This is a genomic window from Kitasatospora sp. NPDC088134 (genome assembly GCF_044741705.1).
GTDB lineage: Bacteria > Actinomycetota > Actinomycetes > Streptomycetales > Streptomycetaceae > Kitasatospora.
In genome coordinates this window covers 64,788-79,757 of record NZ_JBIUTD010000016.1, presented here as the reverse complement: position 1 = coordinate 79,757, position 14,970 = coordinate 64,788, and the positions used below count along the sequence as shown (strand labels likewise).

At 74.9% G+C, this 14,970-nt stretch carries 15 protein-coding genes; 7 read left to right on the top strand and 8 right to left on the bottom strand.

The window, feature by feature from the left end:
- Positions 1–4: 4 nt before the first annotated feature.
- From ACIOHG_RS23970 to ACIOHG_RS23960, 3 genes are all read right to left on the bottom strand, one after another.
- On the bottom strand, positions 5–550 hold the full coding sequence (locus tag ACIOHG_RS23970) for a GNAT family N-acetyltransferase (RefSeq protein ID WP_400953634.1): 546 nt from the start codon (positions 548–550) through the stop codon (positions 5–7).
- Positions 551–607: 57 nt separating this feature from the next.
- A complete protein-coding gene (locus ACIOHG_RS23965; protein WP_400953719.1) occupies positions 608–2,011 on the bottom strand; it encodes a sugar porter family MFS transporter in 1,404 nt (467 codons plus the stop codon).
- 122 nt (positions 2,012–2,133) lie between these two features.
- Positions 2,134–2,877 (bottom strand): pyridoxamine 5'-phosphate oxidase family protein, encoded by a 744-nt coding sequence (locus tag ACIOHG_RS23960; RefSeq protein ID WP_400953633.1) that lies wholly within the window; start codon positions 2,875–2,877, stop codon positions 2,134–2,136.
- 34 nt (positions 2,878–2,911) lie between these two features.
- Here ACIOHG_RS23960 and ACIOHG_RS23955 point away from each other — a divergent pair, with 34 nt between their 5' ends.
- Entirely contained in the window at positions 2,912–4,246 is a 1,335-nt protein-coding gene (locus ACIOHG_RS23955; protein ID WP_400953632.1) for an aminotransferase class I/II-fold pyridoxal phosphate-dependent enzyme, read from the top strand.
- Positions 4,247–4,313: 67 nt separating this feature from the next.
- Here the strand turns inward: ACIOHG_RS23955 and ACIOHG_RS23950 are convergent, their stop codons facing one another.
- Positions 4,314–5,672 carry an NAD(P)/FAD-dependent oxidoreductase gene (locus tag ACIOHG_RS23950; RefSeq protein ID WP_400953631.1) on the bottom strand — a complete coding sequence of 453 codons (1,359 nt, stop codon included), beginning with the start codon at positions 5,670–5,672 and terminating at the stop codon, positions 4,314–4,316.
- A 207-nt stretch (positions 5,673–5,879) separates the two neighbouring features.
- Between ACIOHG_RS23950 and ACIOHG_RS23945 the strand changes: the two genes are divergently transcribed.
- From ACIOHG_RS23945 to ACIOHG_RS23930, 4 genes are all read left to right on the top strand, one after another.
- A complete protein-coding gene (locus ACIOHG_RS23945; RefSeq protein ID WP_400953630.1) occupies positions 5,880–6,635 on the top strand; it encodes a HipA family kinase in 756 nt (251 codons plus the stop codon).
- Entirely contained in the window at positions 6,635–7,051 is a 417-nt protein-coding gene (locus tag ACIOHG_RS23940; protein ID WP_400953629.1) for a DUF3037 domain-containing protein, read from the top strand. Before ACIOHG_RS23945 ends, ACIOHG_RS23940 begins: the two co-directional genes overlap by 1 nt.
- Positions 7,052–7,166: 115 nt before the next feature.
- Positions 7,167–7,622, top strand: a complete 456-nt coding sequence (locus ACIOHG_RS23935; protein ID WP_400953628.1) for a MarR family winged helix-turn-helix transcriptional regulator — start codon at positions 7,167–7,169, stop codon at positions 7,620–7,622.
- 46 nt (positions 7,623–7,668) lie between these two features.
- Positions 7,669–8,592: a DUF2797 domain-containing protein gene (locus ACIOHG_RS23930; RefSeq protein ID WP_400953627.1), complete on the top strand. Its 924-nt coding sequence runs from the start codon at positions 7,669–7,671 to the stop codon at positions 8,590–8,592.
- Between the two features lie 26 nt (positions 8,593–8,618).
- On the opposite strand, the gene ACIOHG_RS23925 is transcribed toward ACIOHG_RS23930, so the two are convergent.
- Positions 8,619–8,975 carry a DUF6204 family protein gene (locus ACIOHG_RS23925; RefSeq protein ID WP_400953626.1) on the bottom strand — a complete coding sequence of 119 codons (357 nt, stop codon included), beginning with the start codon at positions 8,973–8,975 and terminating at the stop codon, positions 8,619–8,621.
- Positions 8,976–9,123: 148 nt separating this feature from the next.
- Between ACIOHG_RS23925 and purB the strand changes: the two genes are divergently transcribed.
- Complete coding sequence (gene purB, locus ACIOHG_RS23920; protein WP_400953625.1) at positions 9,124–10,563, top strand: adenylosuccinate lyase; 1,440 nt, start codon at positions 9,124–9,126, stop codon at positions 10,561–10,563.
- A gap of 58 nt (positions 10,564–10,621) precedes the next feature.
- Here the strand turns inward: purB and ACIOHG_RS23915 are convergent, their stop codons facing one another.
- Positions 10,622–12,145 (bottom strand): MFS transporter, encoded by a 1,524-nt coding sequence (locus ACIOHG_RS23915; protein WP_400953624.1) that lies wholly within the window; start codon positions 12,143–12,145, stop codon positions 10,622–10,624.
- Positions 12,146–12,215: 70 nt separating this feature from the next.
- Entirely contained in the window at positions 12,216–13,163 is a 948-nt protein-coding gene (locus ACIOHG_RS23910) for a diiron oxygenase (protein ID WP_400953623.1), read from the bottom strand.
- 144 nt (positions 13,164–13,307) lie between these two features.
- Between ACIOHG_RS23910 and ACIOHG_RS23905 the strand changes: the two genes are divergently transcribed.
- Positions 13,308–13,982: a VOC family protein gene (locus ACIOHG_RS23905; RefSeq protein WP_400953622.1), complete on the top strand. Its 675-nt coding sequence runs from the start codon at positions 13,308–13,310 to the stop codon at positions 13,980–13,982.
- A 184-nt stretch (positions 13,983–14,166) separates the two neighbouring features.
- Here ACIOHG_RS23905 and ACIOHG_RS23900 read toward each other — a convergent pair whose 3' ends face one another.
- Positions 14,167–14,967 carry a tyrosine-protein phosphatase gene (locus ACIOHG_RS23900; RefSeq protein ID WP_400953621.1) on the bottom strand — a complete coding sequence of 267 codons (801 nt, stop codon included), beginning with the start codon at positions 14,965–14,967 and terminating at the stop codon, positions 14,167–14,169.
- Positions 14,968–14,970 lie beyond the last annotated feature (3 nt).

Below are 14,970 nucleotides of genomic sequence, written 5' to 3'. Positions count from 1 at the left end.
GCGCTCAGCCCAGCCGGCCGGGGGACAGCAGCCCGAGCACCACCTCGTCCACGAACCGGCCCGAGACCCAGGCGGCCTCGCGCAGCGTGCCCTCCACCGCGAAGCCGTTGCGGCGGGCGGTGGCGATCATCGCCGCGTTGTCGGCCAGCGTCTCGATCTGGAGCCGGTGCAGCCCGAGGGTCTCGAACCCGTACCGGCACAGCACCGCGACCACGTCGGCCGCCAGGCCGCGCCCGCGGAAGGACGGCCGCAGCGAGAGGCCGATGTGCGCCATCCGGTGGTGCGCGTCGATGCCCCACAGCAGCGCCTCGCCGGCCAACTCGCCACCGGTGGCCGCCCCGCCGGCCCGCTCCAGCACCGAGAACTCGGCGAACCCGTCCTCCGGCGGCCGGACCCGGTACGGGGACTGCCCGGACTCCAGCGGCACCGGCCGCCAGGGCCGGCTGTCGGAACGCGACCTGGTGGCCACGTCCCCGTACAGCTCCTCGTGCAGCACCGGCACGTCGCTCTCGATCCGCGCCCGCAGCGCGACCCGCTCACCCAATAGCATGTGACATTGCTAGCAGTCGGCCGGGGGAGTGGGCCACCGATTTCCCGCCGCGGGGCGTCAGCCCATCTCCTCCAGCGCCTTGCCCTTGGTCTCCTTGATGCAGAAGGCCACGAACGGGATCGACAGCAGCGCGAAGCAGGCGTAGATGACGTACGTCGCCGACAGGTTCCAGTCGGACAGGTTGGGGAAGGTGACGGTGATCGCCCAGTTGGCGATCCACTGCGCGGAGGCGGCCACCGACAGGGCGAGCGCCCGGATCTTGTTGGGGAACATCTCGCCGAGCAGCACCCAGACCACCACGCCCCAGGAGAAGGCGAAGCAGAACACGAACACGTGCGCGGCCACCAGCGCCACCGTGGCGTGGGTGTCGTCCAGCGTCGCGCTGTCGCCGGTGCCGTGCCGGAACGAGAACGCCCAGGCGGCCAGGCCGAGCGCGAGCGCCATGCCGGCCGAGCCGGCCAGCGCCAGCGGCTTGCGGCCGATCCGGTCCACCAGCAGCATCGCCACCACGGTGCCGACCACGTTGACGATCGAGGTGGAGAGCGAGATCAGCAGCGAGTTGGACTCGTCGATGCCCACCGACTGCCACAGGAACGACGAGTAGTAGAAGATCACGTTGATGCCGACGAACTGCTGGAACACCGAGGCGCCGATGCCGATCCAGACGATCGGCAGCAGCCCGAACCGGCCGCCCAGCAGGTCCTTCAGGCTCGGCTTGTGCTCGCTGTGCAGCACCTGCCGGATCTCGGCGGTCCGGGCGTCCAGGTCGACGCCGGCGCCCTCGACCTCGGCCAGCACCTTGCGGGCCTGCGCCTCCCGGCCGACCGCGATCAGGTAGCGCGGCGACTCGGGGATCGACAGCGCCATCAGCCCGTAGACCAGCGCGGGCGCCGTCTCCACGCCGAGCATCCACTGCCAGGCCTGCACCCCGCCGAGGTGGTTGGTCGACTCGCCGCCCGCGGCCTGGTTGAGGCCCCAGTTGGCGAGCTGCGAGACGGTGATGCCGAGCACGATCGCCATCTGCTGGAAGGACGCCAGCCGGCCCCGGTAGGCGGTCGGCGCGACCTCGGCGATGTACGTCGGCGCGATCACCGAGGCGATGCCGATGGCGATGCCGCCCAGCACCCGCCACAGGCCCAGCACCCCGATGCTCGGCGGGAACATCGACCCGACGCCGCTGACCGCGAACAGCGCCGCGGCCAGCAGCATCGTCCGGACCCGCCCGAACCGGTCGGCCAGCCAGCCGGCCACCACCGCGCCGGCGGCCGAGCCGAGCAGGGCGATGGCGACCACGAACGCGGTCTCGCCGTTGCCGACCCCGAAGTGCTTCTGGATGCCGGTGACCGCGCCGTTGATCACCGCGCTGTCGTAGCCGAACAGGAACCCGCCCATCGCGGCGGCGGCGGAGATGAACACCACATGGCCGAGGTGCTCGTCCCTGGCGGCGGATTGGGTAGCCAGCGGTCTCTCCCTACGTGACAGTACGTGACGATCCGTCCGGTTCCGGGCGGAAGTCTCCGGATCCGATTCGACCAGCGGCTACCCCGCCCGGCGCGTCCGACACGCCCGGAACCGATCATCCGTCAGTCCGACGACCCGTCAGCCCGCACCGCCCCTACGCCATTCGCCGCAACCGCAACCGCAGCCGCAGCCGTCGCCCCGGCCCCGGCCCGGCCGGCCAGCGCCGCCACGTGCGCGGGCAGTTCGGCGGCGGTGTGCGGCGAGGGCTCGGGCGCGCCGTACGCCGGGGCGACCGGCACCACGCCCGCCCAGTGCGGCAGGCCGAGGTCCTCCTCCTCGTCGTTGACGCCGCCGGTGCGGGTCTTGGCCGACACCTCGTCCAGCTCCAGCCGGATCACCGCCGTCGCCGCCAGCTCCTTGGCGTTCGCGGGCCGGCAGCCGGCCGAGCGCCCCGCCACCACCTGCTCGACGATCGCGTCCAGCGCGGCGCGCAGCTCCGCCGGGTCGGTGACCTGGTGCGCGGTGCCGTGCGCCACCACCGAGCGGTAGTTGACGGAGTGGTGGAAGGCCGACTTGGCCAGCACCAGCCCGTCCAGGTGCGTGACCGTCACGCACACCGGCAGCCCCTGCTCGTCCTTCGCCCCGCGCAGCGGCCGGCTGCCGGTCGAGCCGTGCACGTAGAGCACGTTCCCGACCCGGGCGTACAGCGTGGGCAGCACCACCGGCGCGCCGTCCCGGACGAAGCCCAGGTGGCAGAGGAAGCCGGCGTCCAGGATCGCGTGCACCGCGGCCTCGTCCCAGGCCGCGCGCTCCTTGCTCCGGGTCGGCGTGGTGCGATCGTTGCGGGTGTAGGTACCGTCCGACATGACAACCTCTATGTACTAGTGCATACTGTGTTTTGTGCTAGGAGAATATCGGATCAGTGGTCGGCGTGCCAGCGAGATCGCCGCCGACGTCGAACACGCCCTCGCCACCGGCCGGGTGGAGCCCGGCACCGCCCTGCCGCCGCTGCGCGACCTGGCCGCCGAGCTCGGCGTCAACCCGAACACGGTGGCCGCCGCCTACCGCCTGCTGCGCGACCGCGGCGTCATCGAGACCGCCGGCCGGCGCGGCAGCCGGATCCGCCCCCGCCCCGCCACCGCCCCCCGCGACCTGGCCCGGCTCCCCGTCCCGCCCGGCGCCCGCGACCTCGCCGCCGGCAACCCCGACCCGGCCCTGCTGCCCCCGCTCGGCCCCGCCCTCGCCGCCGCCGCGGCCGGCCCCACCGTCCTGTACGGCCACCCCGTCGCCGAGGCCGAACTGCTCGCCGACTACCGCGCCGAGTTCCGCGCCGACGGCGTCCCCGAGGGCGAACTCGCCGTCTGCTCCGGCGCGTTGGACGCCATCGCGCGCGTCCTCACCGCCCGGCTGCGCCCCGGTGACGCCGTCGCCGTCGAGGACCCGGGCTGGGGCAGCCTGCTCGACCTGCTGCCCGCCCTCGGCCTGCGCCCCGCCCCCGTCCCGGTCGACGACGACGGCCCGCTGCCGGACGCCGTCGCCGCCGCCCTGGACGCCGGCGCCCGCGCCCTGATCGTCACCAGCCGGGCCCAGAACCCCACCGGCGCCGCCCTCACCGCCGACCGCGCCGCCGCCCTGCGCACCGTGCTGGCCGAACGCCCCGCCACCCTGCTGATCGAGGACGACCACGGCCACGGCATGGTCGACCTGCCCTTCCACCCGCTGGCCGGCGGCACCGTCACGCACTGGACGCTGATCCGCTCCGCCGCCAAGGCGCTCGCCCCCGACCTGCGGGTCGCCGTCTGCGTCGGCGACCCGGACACCGTCGCCCGGCTGCTCGGCCGCCAGCGCCTGGACGCCGGCTGGGTCAGCCACCTGCTCCAGCGCGCCGTCCTCCACCTGCGCCGCCACCCCGCGGCCCCGGCTCCCGCCCCCGTCTACCGGGCCCGCCGCGACGCCCTGCTGGCCGCGCTCGCCGCGCACGGCATCCGCGGCCACGGCGCCAGCGGCCTCAACGTCTGGGTGCCGGTCGCCGACGAGACCGCCACCGCCGCCGCCCTGCTCCAGCGCGGCTGGGTGGTCGCCCCCGGCGCCCGGTTCCGGCTGGCCTCCCCGCCCGGCGTCCGGATCACCACCTCCACCCTCGACCCCGCCGACGCCCCCGCGGTCGCCGCCGACCTGGCCGCCGTCCTCGCCGCCCTGGACCGCCCCGCCCCCGGCGGCTCCCGCCTCACCTGACGCCCCGGCAGCACGGAGCCCCCGCCCGGCGAGCGCCGGACGGGGGCCTGTCGGTGCGGCGGGCCGGTCAGCCCTTGGCCAGCAGCGCCTGCGCGTGCTCGCGGACCTGGTCCCGGCTCAGGTACGCGTCGGTGTACTCGAAGTCCCGCAGCCGGGCGGGCTGCCGGGCCAGGAACCCGGTCCGGACGAAGTCGTCGCCCGCGGTGGCGTTCAGCAGCCAGTTCGCCGCCGTCCGGTACTTCGCCGCGTTCGTCCGCATCGCCATCACGTGGTAGCCGCGCGCCACCGCCTGGGCCGGGGCGCCGTGCAGCTCGATCCCCAGCGGCTTCGACACCGCGTCCTTGCCGCCGAGGTCGACGACCAGGCCCAGGTCCTTGTGGAAGTACGGCTGCAGCGGCTGGTTGCGCAGCGCCGCGACCAGGTTGTCGGCCACCTTCTTGCCCTGCCGGGCCGAGTGCTGCGCGGTCGGCGGGCAGACCGCGCCGTCGCCCTTCGCCAGGTCCGGCACCGCCGCCGCGTCGCCCAGCGCGAACACGCCCTCGAACTGCGGCACCCGCATCTCCGCCGTCACCGCGAGCCGCCCGCGCACCGTCTCCGCGTCCAGCGTGCCCACCAGCGGCGAGGCCGCCACGCCCGCCGTCCAGATCAGCGTCCGGCACGGCAGCGTCCGGCCGTCGGTGAACTTCACCGTCTCCGCGCCGACCTCCGCCACCGACACGCCCAGCGACACGTCCACCCCGCGCTTGCGCAGGATCTCCATCGCCGTCGTGCCCAGCTTGTCGCCCAGCTCGGGCATCAGCTTCGGCGCGATGTCGATCAGGTGCCACTTGATCAGCTGCGGGTCCAGCCGCGGGTAGCGCTTGGCCGCCGCCGTGGTCAGCCGCTGCAGGCAGGCCGCCGTCTCGGTGCCCGCGTAGCCGCCGCCGACCACCACGAACTGCAGCCGCGAGGCCCGCTCGTTCTCGTCCATCGAGGCCGAGGCCAGGTCCAGCTGGGCGATCACGTGGTCGCGGATGTACGTCGCCTCGGCCAGCGTCTTCATGCCGCGCGCGTAGTCCTGCAGGCCCGGGATGTCGAAGGTCCGGGTCACGCTGCCCGGCGCCAGCACCAGGAGGTCGTACTTCACCGCGACCACCTCGTCGGTGATCTTGCGGACCACCGCGACCTTCGACCGCGGGTCGATGCCGATCGCCCCGCCCGGCACGATGTTGGTGCGGCGCAGCGTCCGGCGCAGCGAGATCGCCACCGACTGCGGGGTCAGCACGCCCGCCGCGACGTGCGGCAGCAGCGGCAGGTACAGCTGGTACGAGAACGGGGTGACCAGGGAGATCTCCGCCTCGGAGGGGGCGAGCTTGCGCTCCAGCCGGCGGGCGCACTCGAGACCGGCGAAACCGCCGCCGACGATCAGGATCCTCGGTCGTTCCATCTTCATCCCCTACGTGTCCTGGGTGTACTGGTCCGTGGAGCGGCAGGCCGTCCGGGCAGGCCGAACGGCGAGGACGACTGCTGGCCACACTCGCACGGGGCACCGGCGGGTGCATCTCCAACGGCTGTTCGGCGGATGCCCCCTCCCCGCGGGGCCATGCGGCCGGGCCGCGGAAACGGCGGGGGAGGGGACCGCTACGCTGTGCTGATGCTCTCCGAGGTGACGGCCGTCCGCTACGTGACGCCGCTGCGCGAAGGCGGCTCGATGCCCGGCCTGGTCGAGGCCGACGACCGCCGGCTGTACGTCCTGAAGTGGGTCGGCGCGGCCCAGGGCCGCAAGGCGCTGGTGGCCGAGGTGCTGGCCGGCGAACTCGCCCGCCGGCTCGGCCTGCCGGTGCCCGAACTCGCCCTGCTCGACCTCGACCCGGTGCTCGCCCGCAGCGAGCCCGAGCCGCAGATCCAGGACCAGATGCGGGCCAGCGGCGGCGCCAACCTCGGCATGGCGTACGTCTCCGGGGCGCTCAACTTCGACCCGCTCTGCTTCGACACCGACCTCGACCTGGCCGCCCGGGTGCTCTGGTTCGACGCCCTGATCGGCAACGTCGACCGCTCCTGGCGCAACCCGAACCTGCTGGTCGCGGCCGGCGGCCTGCGGCTGATCGACCACGGCGCCAGCCTGATCTTCCACCACAGCTGGAAGAGCGCCGAGGCGTGGCGCCGCAAGCCCTACGACGCCTCCGACCACGCCCTGCGGCACGCCGCCGGGCACCTCCCGCAGGTCGACGCCGAACTCGCCGGCCTGGCCGCCGCCGCCCTCCCGGCGGCCGTCGCGGCGATCCCCGGCGTCTGGCTGGACGACGAACCCGGCTTCGCCACCGCCGAGGACGTCCGCGCCGCCTACACCGCACAGCTCACTGCCCGCCTCGCCGGGCCCCGCGACTGGCTCCCCGAGGCGGCCTCCTGATGCCCGACCCGATGCCCGACACCCCCACCCGTCCCGCCGAGCTGCGCGACTACGAGTACGCCCTGATCCGCGCCGTGCCCCGGGTCGAACGCGGCGAGTGCGTCAACGTCGGCGTGCTGCTGTACTGCCGGCACGCCGGCTTCCTCGGCGCCCGCACCCACCTCGACCAGGGGCGGCTGCACGCCCTCGACCCGGTCGCCGACGTCGCCGGGGTGCGGCGGGCGCTGCGCGGCATCGAGGCCGTCTGCGCCGGCGGCGAGGCCGCCGGACCGGCCGCCCGGGACAGCGCCGGACAGCGCTTCCGCTGGCTCACCGCCCCGCGCAGCGCCGTCGTCCAGCCCGGCCCCGTGCACACCGGCCTCACCGCCGACGCCGAGGCGGAACTGCACCACCTCTTCGACCGGCTGGTGCTCTGAGGGCCCCGGGCGCCCCGGCCGTCCCGGGTCCGCACGTCTTGCGCACGACACCCCCGAAACACTTGCCCCGTTCAATACTGGAGGCACTGAAGCGAATGGGCGTACCCTGACCGCCATGGGCAGCAGCACGGGCACCGGCACCGCGGCCGGCACCGCACCCTCCACCACCGAACTCATGGAACAGGTCGCCGCCGTCGGCGCCGCCTACTTCCACGACTTCGCCGCCGCCGCGGCCCGGCACGGACTCAACTCCTCCCAGGCCAAGGCGCTCAAAGCCGTCCTCGAACCCGTCCCGATGCGCGCCCTGGCCGGCCGGCTCGGCTGCGACGCCTCCAACGTCACCGGCATCGTCGACCGCCTCGAAGCGCTCGGCTACGCCCGCCGCGAGGCCGCCGCCGCCGACCGCCGCGTCAAGATCGTCACCATCACCGACGGGGGCCGCACCGTCCTGGACCGCATCCGCGCCGACATGGGCCGCGCCCGCGCCGCCTTCGACAGCCTCGACACCGAGCAGCGCGCCGCCCTCTCCCGGCTCTGCGACCAGGTCCTGCCGCTGCTGCAACGCCCCTGAACGGGCGGCGGCGGTGACCGTCGGTGGCGTGCCGTACGCTCACCGGATGCACCAGGACCAGACGGGCGGGCCGACCGCCACCGGACTGCTCGCCACCGGGCTGCGCTGGCAGGACGGCGTACCGCAGCTCACCGCCACCGACGGCCGCCAGCGCCACGCCCGGCCGCTCACCGACGGCCTCCCCGTCGCCTGGCGGATCGCCGGGCCCCGGCGCTGCGTCGGCGCCCATACCGAGCACGGCCATCGGGACTGCCCGCACCGCGCCACCGTCCCGCCCGAGGGCACCGCCGGCCAGTGCCCGAGCTGCCAGAACGCCGATCGCGGGCTCCAGTTGGCCCGCGACCGGATCCTCGACGACGGCCGCACCTACCGCCTCTACCTGGCCTGGTTCGCCCCCGGCCTGCTCAAGGTCGGCCTCACCGCCGAGGAGCGCGGCACCGTCCGCCTGCTCGAACAGGCCGCCCTCACCTGGACGTTCCTCGCCCGGGGCCCGCTGCCCGCCGTCCGCCGCGCCGAACTCGCGGTCGCCCGCGGCAAGTTGGCCCGCGAGCGGATTCCCGCCGCCGCCAAGTACCCGGGCTGGTGGAACCTCCCCGCCCCCGCCGAACGGCACGCCGCACTCACCGCCGCCCGCACCCGCGCGCAGCGGCTGCTCGCCGACCACCCGCAGCTCACCCCGCTGCCCGACCACCCCGTCACCGACCAGGTCGAGCTCTACGGCCTCACCGACGGCGCCCCCGACCAGTACCGGCAGGTCAAGGCCGTCGCCGACGGCGCCCGCCTCACCGGCACCCTGCGCCGCCCCGTCGGCGGCCACCTCTTCCTCGACCCGCCCGACGGCACCCCGCTGCTCCTCGACACCCGCCTGCTCACCGGCTGGACGCTGCACGACGAGCCCGCCGCGGCCTGCGACGGGCTCACCCTGCTGCCCCGGGCCCGCCCCACCGCCGAACAGGACGCCCTGTTCTGAGCCCGGGCCCGCCCCGCCCTGCCCGGTCAGCCCTTCTTGCGGGCCTCCTGCTTCTGCCGGGGACCGACCGCCGCCAGCGCCATGTCCTGGGCCTGGGACTTCAGGCCCTTGTAGCCGTAGCCGCGGTCGGTCAGCCACAGCTCCGCCGCCGTCTCGGCCCGGACCGAGGCGGCCACCACGTCCTCCTCCGCCTCGCCGTACTCCAGGAAGCGGAAGGTGAAGAACGGGCGCGCCGCCAGGTCGTACGACAGGTGCCCCTCCTCGGTGAACCGGGCCTGCAGCACGTCGTGCTCGGCGGCCTCCGCCTGCAGCGCGGCCCGCTGATCGTCCGTCAGCGCGTCGAAGGAGCCGCGGACCGTGATCCGAAAAGTACGCTTCGTCATGGTCCGGACCCTAACCCGCGCCCCGGCCGCCGCTCACCCCGTTTTCCCGCCCCGCTCTCCCGCGTCCGCCCGCGTCCGCCCGCGCCCTCCCGCCGCCCGGCGGAGGCGCTGCGGCTCCGCCTGACCTCGACTGTTAGGCTTGCGAAGCGTGAGCGCGAAGCCCAAGATCCCCAATGTCCTGGCCTCCCGGTACGCCTCGGCGACCCTGGCCCAGCTGTGGTCCCCCGAGCACAAGGTGGTCCTCGAGCGCCAGCTGTGGCTGGCCGTCCTGAAGGCGCAGCAGGACCTCGGCATCGAGGTGCCGCCCACCGCGATCGCCGACTACGAGCGGGTGATCGACCAGGTCGACCTGGCGTCGATCGCCGCGCGCGAGAAGGTCACCCGGCACGACGTGAAGGCCCGGATCGAGGAGTTCTCCGAGCTCGCCGGGCACGAGCAGATCCACAAGGGCATGACCTCGCGCGACCTCACCGAGAACGTCGAGCAGCTGCAGATCCGCCAGTCGCTGGAGCACGTCCGCGACCGCACGGTGGCCGTCCTGGTCCGCCTGGGCCGGCTCGCCGCCCAGTACGGCGAGCTGGTCATGGCCGGCCGCTCGCACAACGTCGCCGCGCAGGCCACCACCCTCGGCAAGCGCTTCGCCACCGCCGCCGACGAGGTGCTGGTTGCCTACGTCCGGCTGGAGGAGCTGATCGCCCGCTACCCGCTGCGCGGCGTCAAGGGCCCGGTCGGCACCTCGCAGGACATGCTCGACCTGCTGGGAGGGGGCAGTCGAGGCACGGAGAAGCTCGCCGAGCTGGAGCGCCGGGTGGCCGGCCACCTCGGCTTCGAGAACGTCCTCACCTCGGTCGGCCAGGTCTACCCGCGCTCGCTCGACTACGACGTGGTCTCCGCGCTGGTCCAGCTCGCGGCCGGCCCGTCCAGCCTGGCCAAGACCATCCGCCTGATGGCCGGCCACGAGCTGGTCACCGAGGGCTTCAAGGCCGGCCAGGTCGGCTCCTCGGCGATGCCGCACAAGATGAACACCCGCTCCTGCGAGCGCGTCAACGGCCTCGCCGTCATCCTGCGCGGCTACGCCTCGATGACCGCCGAGCTCGGCGGCGACCAGTGGAACGAGGGCGACGTCTCCTGCTCGGTGGTGCGCCGGGTCGCGCTGCCGGACGCGTTCTTCGCCTTCGACGGCCTGCTGGAGACCTTCCTCACCGTCCTCGACGAGTTCGGCGCCTTCCCGGCCGTCGTCGAGGCCGAACTCGACCGCTACCTGCCGTTCCTGGCCACCACCAAGGTCCTGATGGCCGCGGTCCGGGCCGGCGTCGGCCGGGAGACCGCGCACGAGGTCATCAAGGAGCACGCGGTGGCCGCCGCGCTCGCCATGCGCGAGGGCGCCCGCGAGAACAGCCTGGTCCCGGCGCTGGCCGCCGACCCGCGCATCCCGCTCGACCGCGCCGCGATCGACGCGCTGCTCGCCGACCGCCTCTCCTTCACCGGCGCCGCCGCCGCCCAGGTCGCCGAACTCGTCCGCCGCATCGAGGCCGTCGCCGCCACCCACCCGGAGGCCGCCAAGTACGCCCCGGGCGACATCCTCTGACGCACCGTCGGTAGCCGCGCGGCCCGTCCCGGAGCGACTCCGGGGCGGGCCGTCGGCGTCAGTGGCCCTCGTTCGGGCGGTTCTCCGGGTGGATCTGCGGCGAGGTGGGGTCGCAGTGCCAGCCGCAGTCGGGCTCGGCGACGGGGTGGGGCGGGGCGAGGGCGTCGGAGCGGATGGTGAGCAGGGCGATCAGGGCGCCGGCGGCGAGCAGGCCGGCGCAGATCGGCATCGCGGTCCGGAAGGCGGCGTCCACCTCGGCCGGGACGCGGTAGGCGTCGCCGCTCAGGCCGGACAGCGGGGGGATCGCGGCGACCGCGAACAGGCCGGCCGCGCGGGCGGCGGCGTTGTTCACGCCGGAGGCGATGCCCGCGCGGCGGACGTCGACGGCGGCCAGCACCGTCGCGGTGAGCGGGGCGACCAACAGCGTCATGCCCGCACCCTGCACGGTGACGGCGGGCAGCACGTCCGTCCAGTAGTTCGCGTCCGGGCCGATCCGCAGCATCAGCAGCACGCCCGCCGCCACCACCAGCGGCCCCACCGTCAGCGGGACGCGCGGCCCGAGCGCCCGCCCCAGCCGCCCGGCCCGGCCGGAGAACAGCAGCATCAGCACGGTGATCGGCACCAGCGCCAGCCCCGACACCAGTGGCGTGAACCCGGAGACGATCTGCAACTGCACCGTCAGCAGCAGGAACACCCCGCTGAACGCCCCGTACACGCACAGCGTCACCAGGTTGACCGAGCTGAACAGCCGCGAGCGGAACAGCGACAGCGGCAGCATCGGGTGCGCCGAACGGTGCTCGACCGCGACGAACACCGCCGTCAGCGCGAGACCCGACAGGCCCGCCGCCACCCCGCCCGCGGACAGGCCGGAACCGGCCTCGGTCAGCGCGTACGTGAGCCCCGCCAGGGCGAGCGCCGCCAGGACCGCGCCCGGCACGTCGAAGTGGCCCGTCGCGTCCGGGTCCCGGCTCTCCGGCACGTGCCGGGCCGTCACTGCCACCACCACCGCCGCCAGCGGCAGGTTCAGCAGGAAGATCCACCGCCAGCCCGGCCCGTCCACCAGCCAGCCGCCCAGGAACGGGCCGACCGCCGCCGCCACCCCGCCCAGCCCCGACCAGGCGCCCACCGCGCCCGCCCGGTCCTCCGCCGCGAACACCGCCTGCAGCATCGCCAGCGACCCCGGCGTCAGCAGCGCACCGCCGACGCCCTGCAACGCCCGTGCCAGCACCAGCAGTTCGACGTTCGGCGCGGCCGCGCACCCCGCCGAGGCGAGCGCGAACCAGACCACCCCCAGCAGGAACACCCGCCGCCGCCCGTACCGGTCGCCCAGCGACCCGCCCAGCAGGATCAGCGCCGCCAGCGTCAGCATGTACGCGTTGACCGTCCACTGCAGCGCCGCCAGCCCCGCGCCGAGGTCCGCGCCGATCCGGGGCAGCGCGACGTTCACCACCGTGCCGTCCAGCAGCGCCATGCCCGACCCGAGGGCCGTCGCTGCCACCACCCACCGGCCGCGTGCCGTGCCGAGCCGGATTCCGTCGCCGCCGGTGCCACCCACGCCGTTCACGTCGCTCACGTCGCTCACAGTGACGATCGTCCGCCACCCGGGGCCCTCCCGTCACCACCGCCGCGCGGGAGGAAGGGGTGACGGGGCGTCAGGGCAGCAGCGCGCCGCGCTGCCAGCCGCGCACGGTGGCCGGGGTGACGACGCCGATCTCGGTGAAGAAGTCGAGCGCCTTGCGCGACCAGTCGATCCGGGCCTGCCGCCAGTGCGGGTTCGCGGCGGCCGCCCGCCGCGCCTCCACCGGGTCCAGGCCCGCCAGCGCGTACACCCGGGGGTGCACCAGCTCCGCCACCGCCTGCCGGGACAGCAGCGCCAGCGCCCGGCGGAACACCGCCCGGCGGGCCGGCGTCATCCGGGCCCAGCGGCGCTCCAGCTCCGGCTTGGCGTAGCCGATGTGCCGGGCCTCCTCGATCACGTGGATGCGCGCCACCGAGCGGGCCAGCGGCTGCAGGCTCTCGTCCCGGACCATCTCGCGCTGCATCGCGTCGGTGAACTCCTCCACGAAGATCGCCCCGGCGAAGGTCATCGTGGTGTCGTTCAGCAGGAAGTGCAGCCGCCCCAGCCGGTCCGCCCGCGCGGTCGGGCGCGCCGACGGGTAGCCGGTGGCGGTGATGTAGCGGGCGAACATCGTCGAGTGCCGGCACTCGTCCGCGACCTCGGTCAGCGCGTACTGGGCGTGCCGGGTGGTCAGGTCGCCCGCGTACACGTGCCGGATCAGGCCCTCCATCAGCACCAGCTCGAACCAGATGCCCGCCGCGGTGGTCGAGGCGAACTGGTGGACGCTCAGCTGCGCCCGCCGCCGCTCGTCCAGGCGCTCCCACAGCGGGGTGCCGTAGAGCGAGACCCGGTGCGCGGGCAGCGCGTACTGGTCGGGGTCGAGCGGGGCGTCCCAGTCGATCTCGGTCAGCGGGTCGTAGGAGTGCTTGGCGGAGGCGCGCAGCAGCCGGGCCGCGTTCAGTTCGCGGTCGGCGTTGCGCTGCTGGGCGAGCGTTCCGGTGGCGGGGGCGGCCCCGGTGGCGGGGGCGGCGGTGTCGGGCACGGAGGTCTCCGGAGGGTGGGGGCGGCAGGTGCTCCTGGAGGCAGTAAACCAATGAGACAGAGTGTCAACAAGGGGTTCGGGCAGATCAACGCCCGGACCGGCCGGCCCGGGGGAGTCGTCGGGGGACGGCGCTATGCTGCGCGGATGACCGATGATCACCAGACCGTGCGGATCAGGCCGGTGGCGTTCCACGCCGCCGAGGGCACCGGGGACTGGCGGGTCCTGGGCGAAGGGGCGTGCGCCTTCTTCCGCACCGGCTCCTTCGAGCACGGCGTGCGCCTGGTCGCCGCCCTCGGCGCCGCCCTGGCCGGCCACGGGGAGGCCGCCGTCGACCTGCGCCCCGACGGCGTGACCGTCCGGCTGGTCGACAGTGGCCCCGACTACTACGGGCTCACCGAGCGGCACGTCGCCCTCGCCCGGCTGCTCTCCGCCGCCGCCCGGGAGGCCGGCGCGACACCCGAACCGGAGTCCGTGCAGACCGTGCAGGTGACGGTCGACGCCCTCGACCTGCCCGCCGTCACCGCCTTCTGGCAGGCCCTGCTCGGCTACGAGCACCGCTCCGGCAGCCCCGAGGACCTGATCGACCCGCGCCGCCGCGGCGCCCCGTTCTACTTCCAGCAACTGGACGCGCTCCGCCCCGAGCGCAACTGCGTGCACGTCGACGTGTGGGTCCCGCACGACCGGGCGAAGGCCCGGGTGGACGCCGCGCTCGCCGCCGGCGGCCGACTGGTCAACGACGCGGACGCCCCCGTGCTGTGGGTGCTCGCCGACCCCGAGGGCAACGAGGTCTGCGTCGGCGCGGCGGGCGCCACCGCCTGACGGCCGGTCGGCCGGACGTCAACCGGAGTCGGCCGGACGTCAATCGGAGTCGGGCGGAGTCGGCCGGACGTCAATCGGAGTCGGGCGGAGTCGGCCGGACGTCAATCGGAGTCGGGCGGAGTCGGCCGGACGTCAATCGGAGTCGGCCGGACGTCAATCGGAGTCGGGCGGAGTCGGCCGGACGTCAGGCGGCCTCGACCAGGCGTTCGCGCAGGCTGTCCAGGGTCTCGTCCTTCAGGCCGAGGCCCGCGCGGGCGTAGCTCTCCGCGTCGCCCCAGTGGTCGGCCAGCGCCTCCAGCGCGGCGTCCAGGTATTCGCCGCGGACCGCGAACAGGGCCTCCGCCGCCTCGGGGTCGCCGCCCGCCGCCGTGAAGCGCTCCAGCAGCGGGGCGTAGTGCTCGTGGACGGCCGGGCCGACCGAAAGGTACTCGGTGCGCACCGTCGCCTCGTCCGCGCCCAGCAGGAGCAGCAGCAGGCTGGCGCCCCAGCCGGTGCGGTCCTTGCCCGCCGTGCAGTGGAACAGCACCGGCCCGCCGCCCCGGTGGGCGAGCGACGTGATCAACTGCTTGTACGCCCGGCGGGCGGCGGGCGAGGTGACGAAGGCCCGGTAGTCCTCGCGCAGCGCCGCCGCCGCCCGACCGCCGGCCGGCGCCCGCCCCGCCGCCACCGGATCGGCCAGTGCGGCCGCCAGCGCTCCGGCCGCCCCGCTGCCCTCCGGACCCGCCAGCACGTCCGCGACCAGCAGGTGCGCCCCGCCCGGCACCCGGTCCGGGAACGCGGCGCGCTCCGCCGCGGTGCGCAGGTCCACCACGGTGCGCACCTCCAGCGCGGCGAACAGCGGGTCGCCCACCGGGTCGAGCCGGTCCAACTGCCCCGAGCGCAGCGCCAGTCCGGGCCGGACCCGGGCACCCCCGGGCAGGTCGATGCCGCCGAGGTCGCGCAGATTGGCGACGGTGACGGACTCCACGGGGTGCGAGTGCTGCATGAC

What these genes read in the sequence shown, in the direction of transcription:
- ACIOHG_RS23925 (WP_400953626.1), bottom strand. Translation starts at nt 8,975, where the DNA reads ATGACGAAGCGTACTTTTCGGATCACGGTCCGCGGCTCCTTCGACGCG.
- ACIOHG_RS23930 (WP_400953627.1), top strand. Translation starts at nt 7,669, where the DNA reads ATGCACCAGGACCAGACGGGCGGGCCGACCGCCACCGGACTGCTCGCC.
- ACIOHG_RS23940 (WP_400953629.1), top strand. Translation starts at nt 6,635, where the DNA reads ATGCCCGACCCGATGCCCGACACCCCCACCCGTCCCGCCGAGCTGCGC.
- ACIOHG_RS23905 (WP_400953622.1), top strand. Translation starts at nt 13,308, where the DNA reads ATGACCGATGATCACCAGACCGTGCGGATCAGGCCGGTGGCGTTCCAC.
- ACIOHG_RS23950 (WP_400953631.1), bottom strand. Translation starts at nt 5,672, where the DNA reads ATGGAACGACCGAGGATCCTGATCGTCGGCGGCGGTTTCGCCGGTCTC.
- ACIOHG_RS23970 (WP_400953634.1), bottom strand. Translation starts at nt 550, where the DNA reads ATGCTATTGGGTGAGCGGGTCGCGCTGCGGGCGCGGATCGAGAGCGAC.
- ACIOHG_RS23900 (WP_400953621.1), bottom strand. Translation starts at nt 14,967, where the DNA reads ATGCAGCACTCGCACCCCGTGGAGTCCGTCACCGTCGCCAATCTGCGC.
- ACIOHG_RS23960 (WP_400953633.1), bottom strand. Translation starts at nt 2,877, where the DNA reads ATGTCGGACGGTACCTACACCCGCAACGATCGCACCACGCCGACCCGG.
- ACIOHG_RS23935 (WP_400953628.1), top strand. Translation starts at nt 7,167, where the DNA reads ATGGGCAGCAGCACGGGCACCGGCACCGCGGCCGGCACCGCACCCTCC.
- ACIOHG_RS23945 (WP_400953630.1), top strand. Translation starts at nt 5,880, where the DNA reads ATGCTCTCCGAGGTGACGGCCGTCCGCTACGTGACGCCGCTGCGCGAA.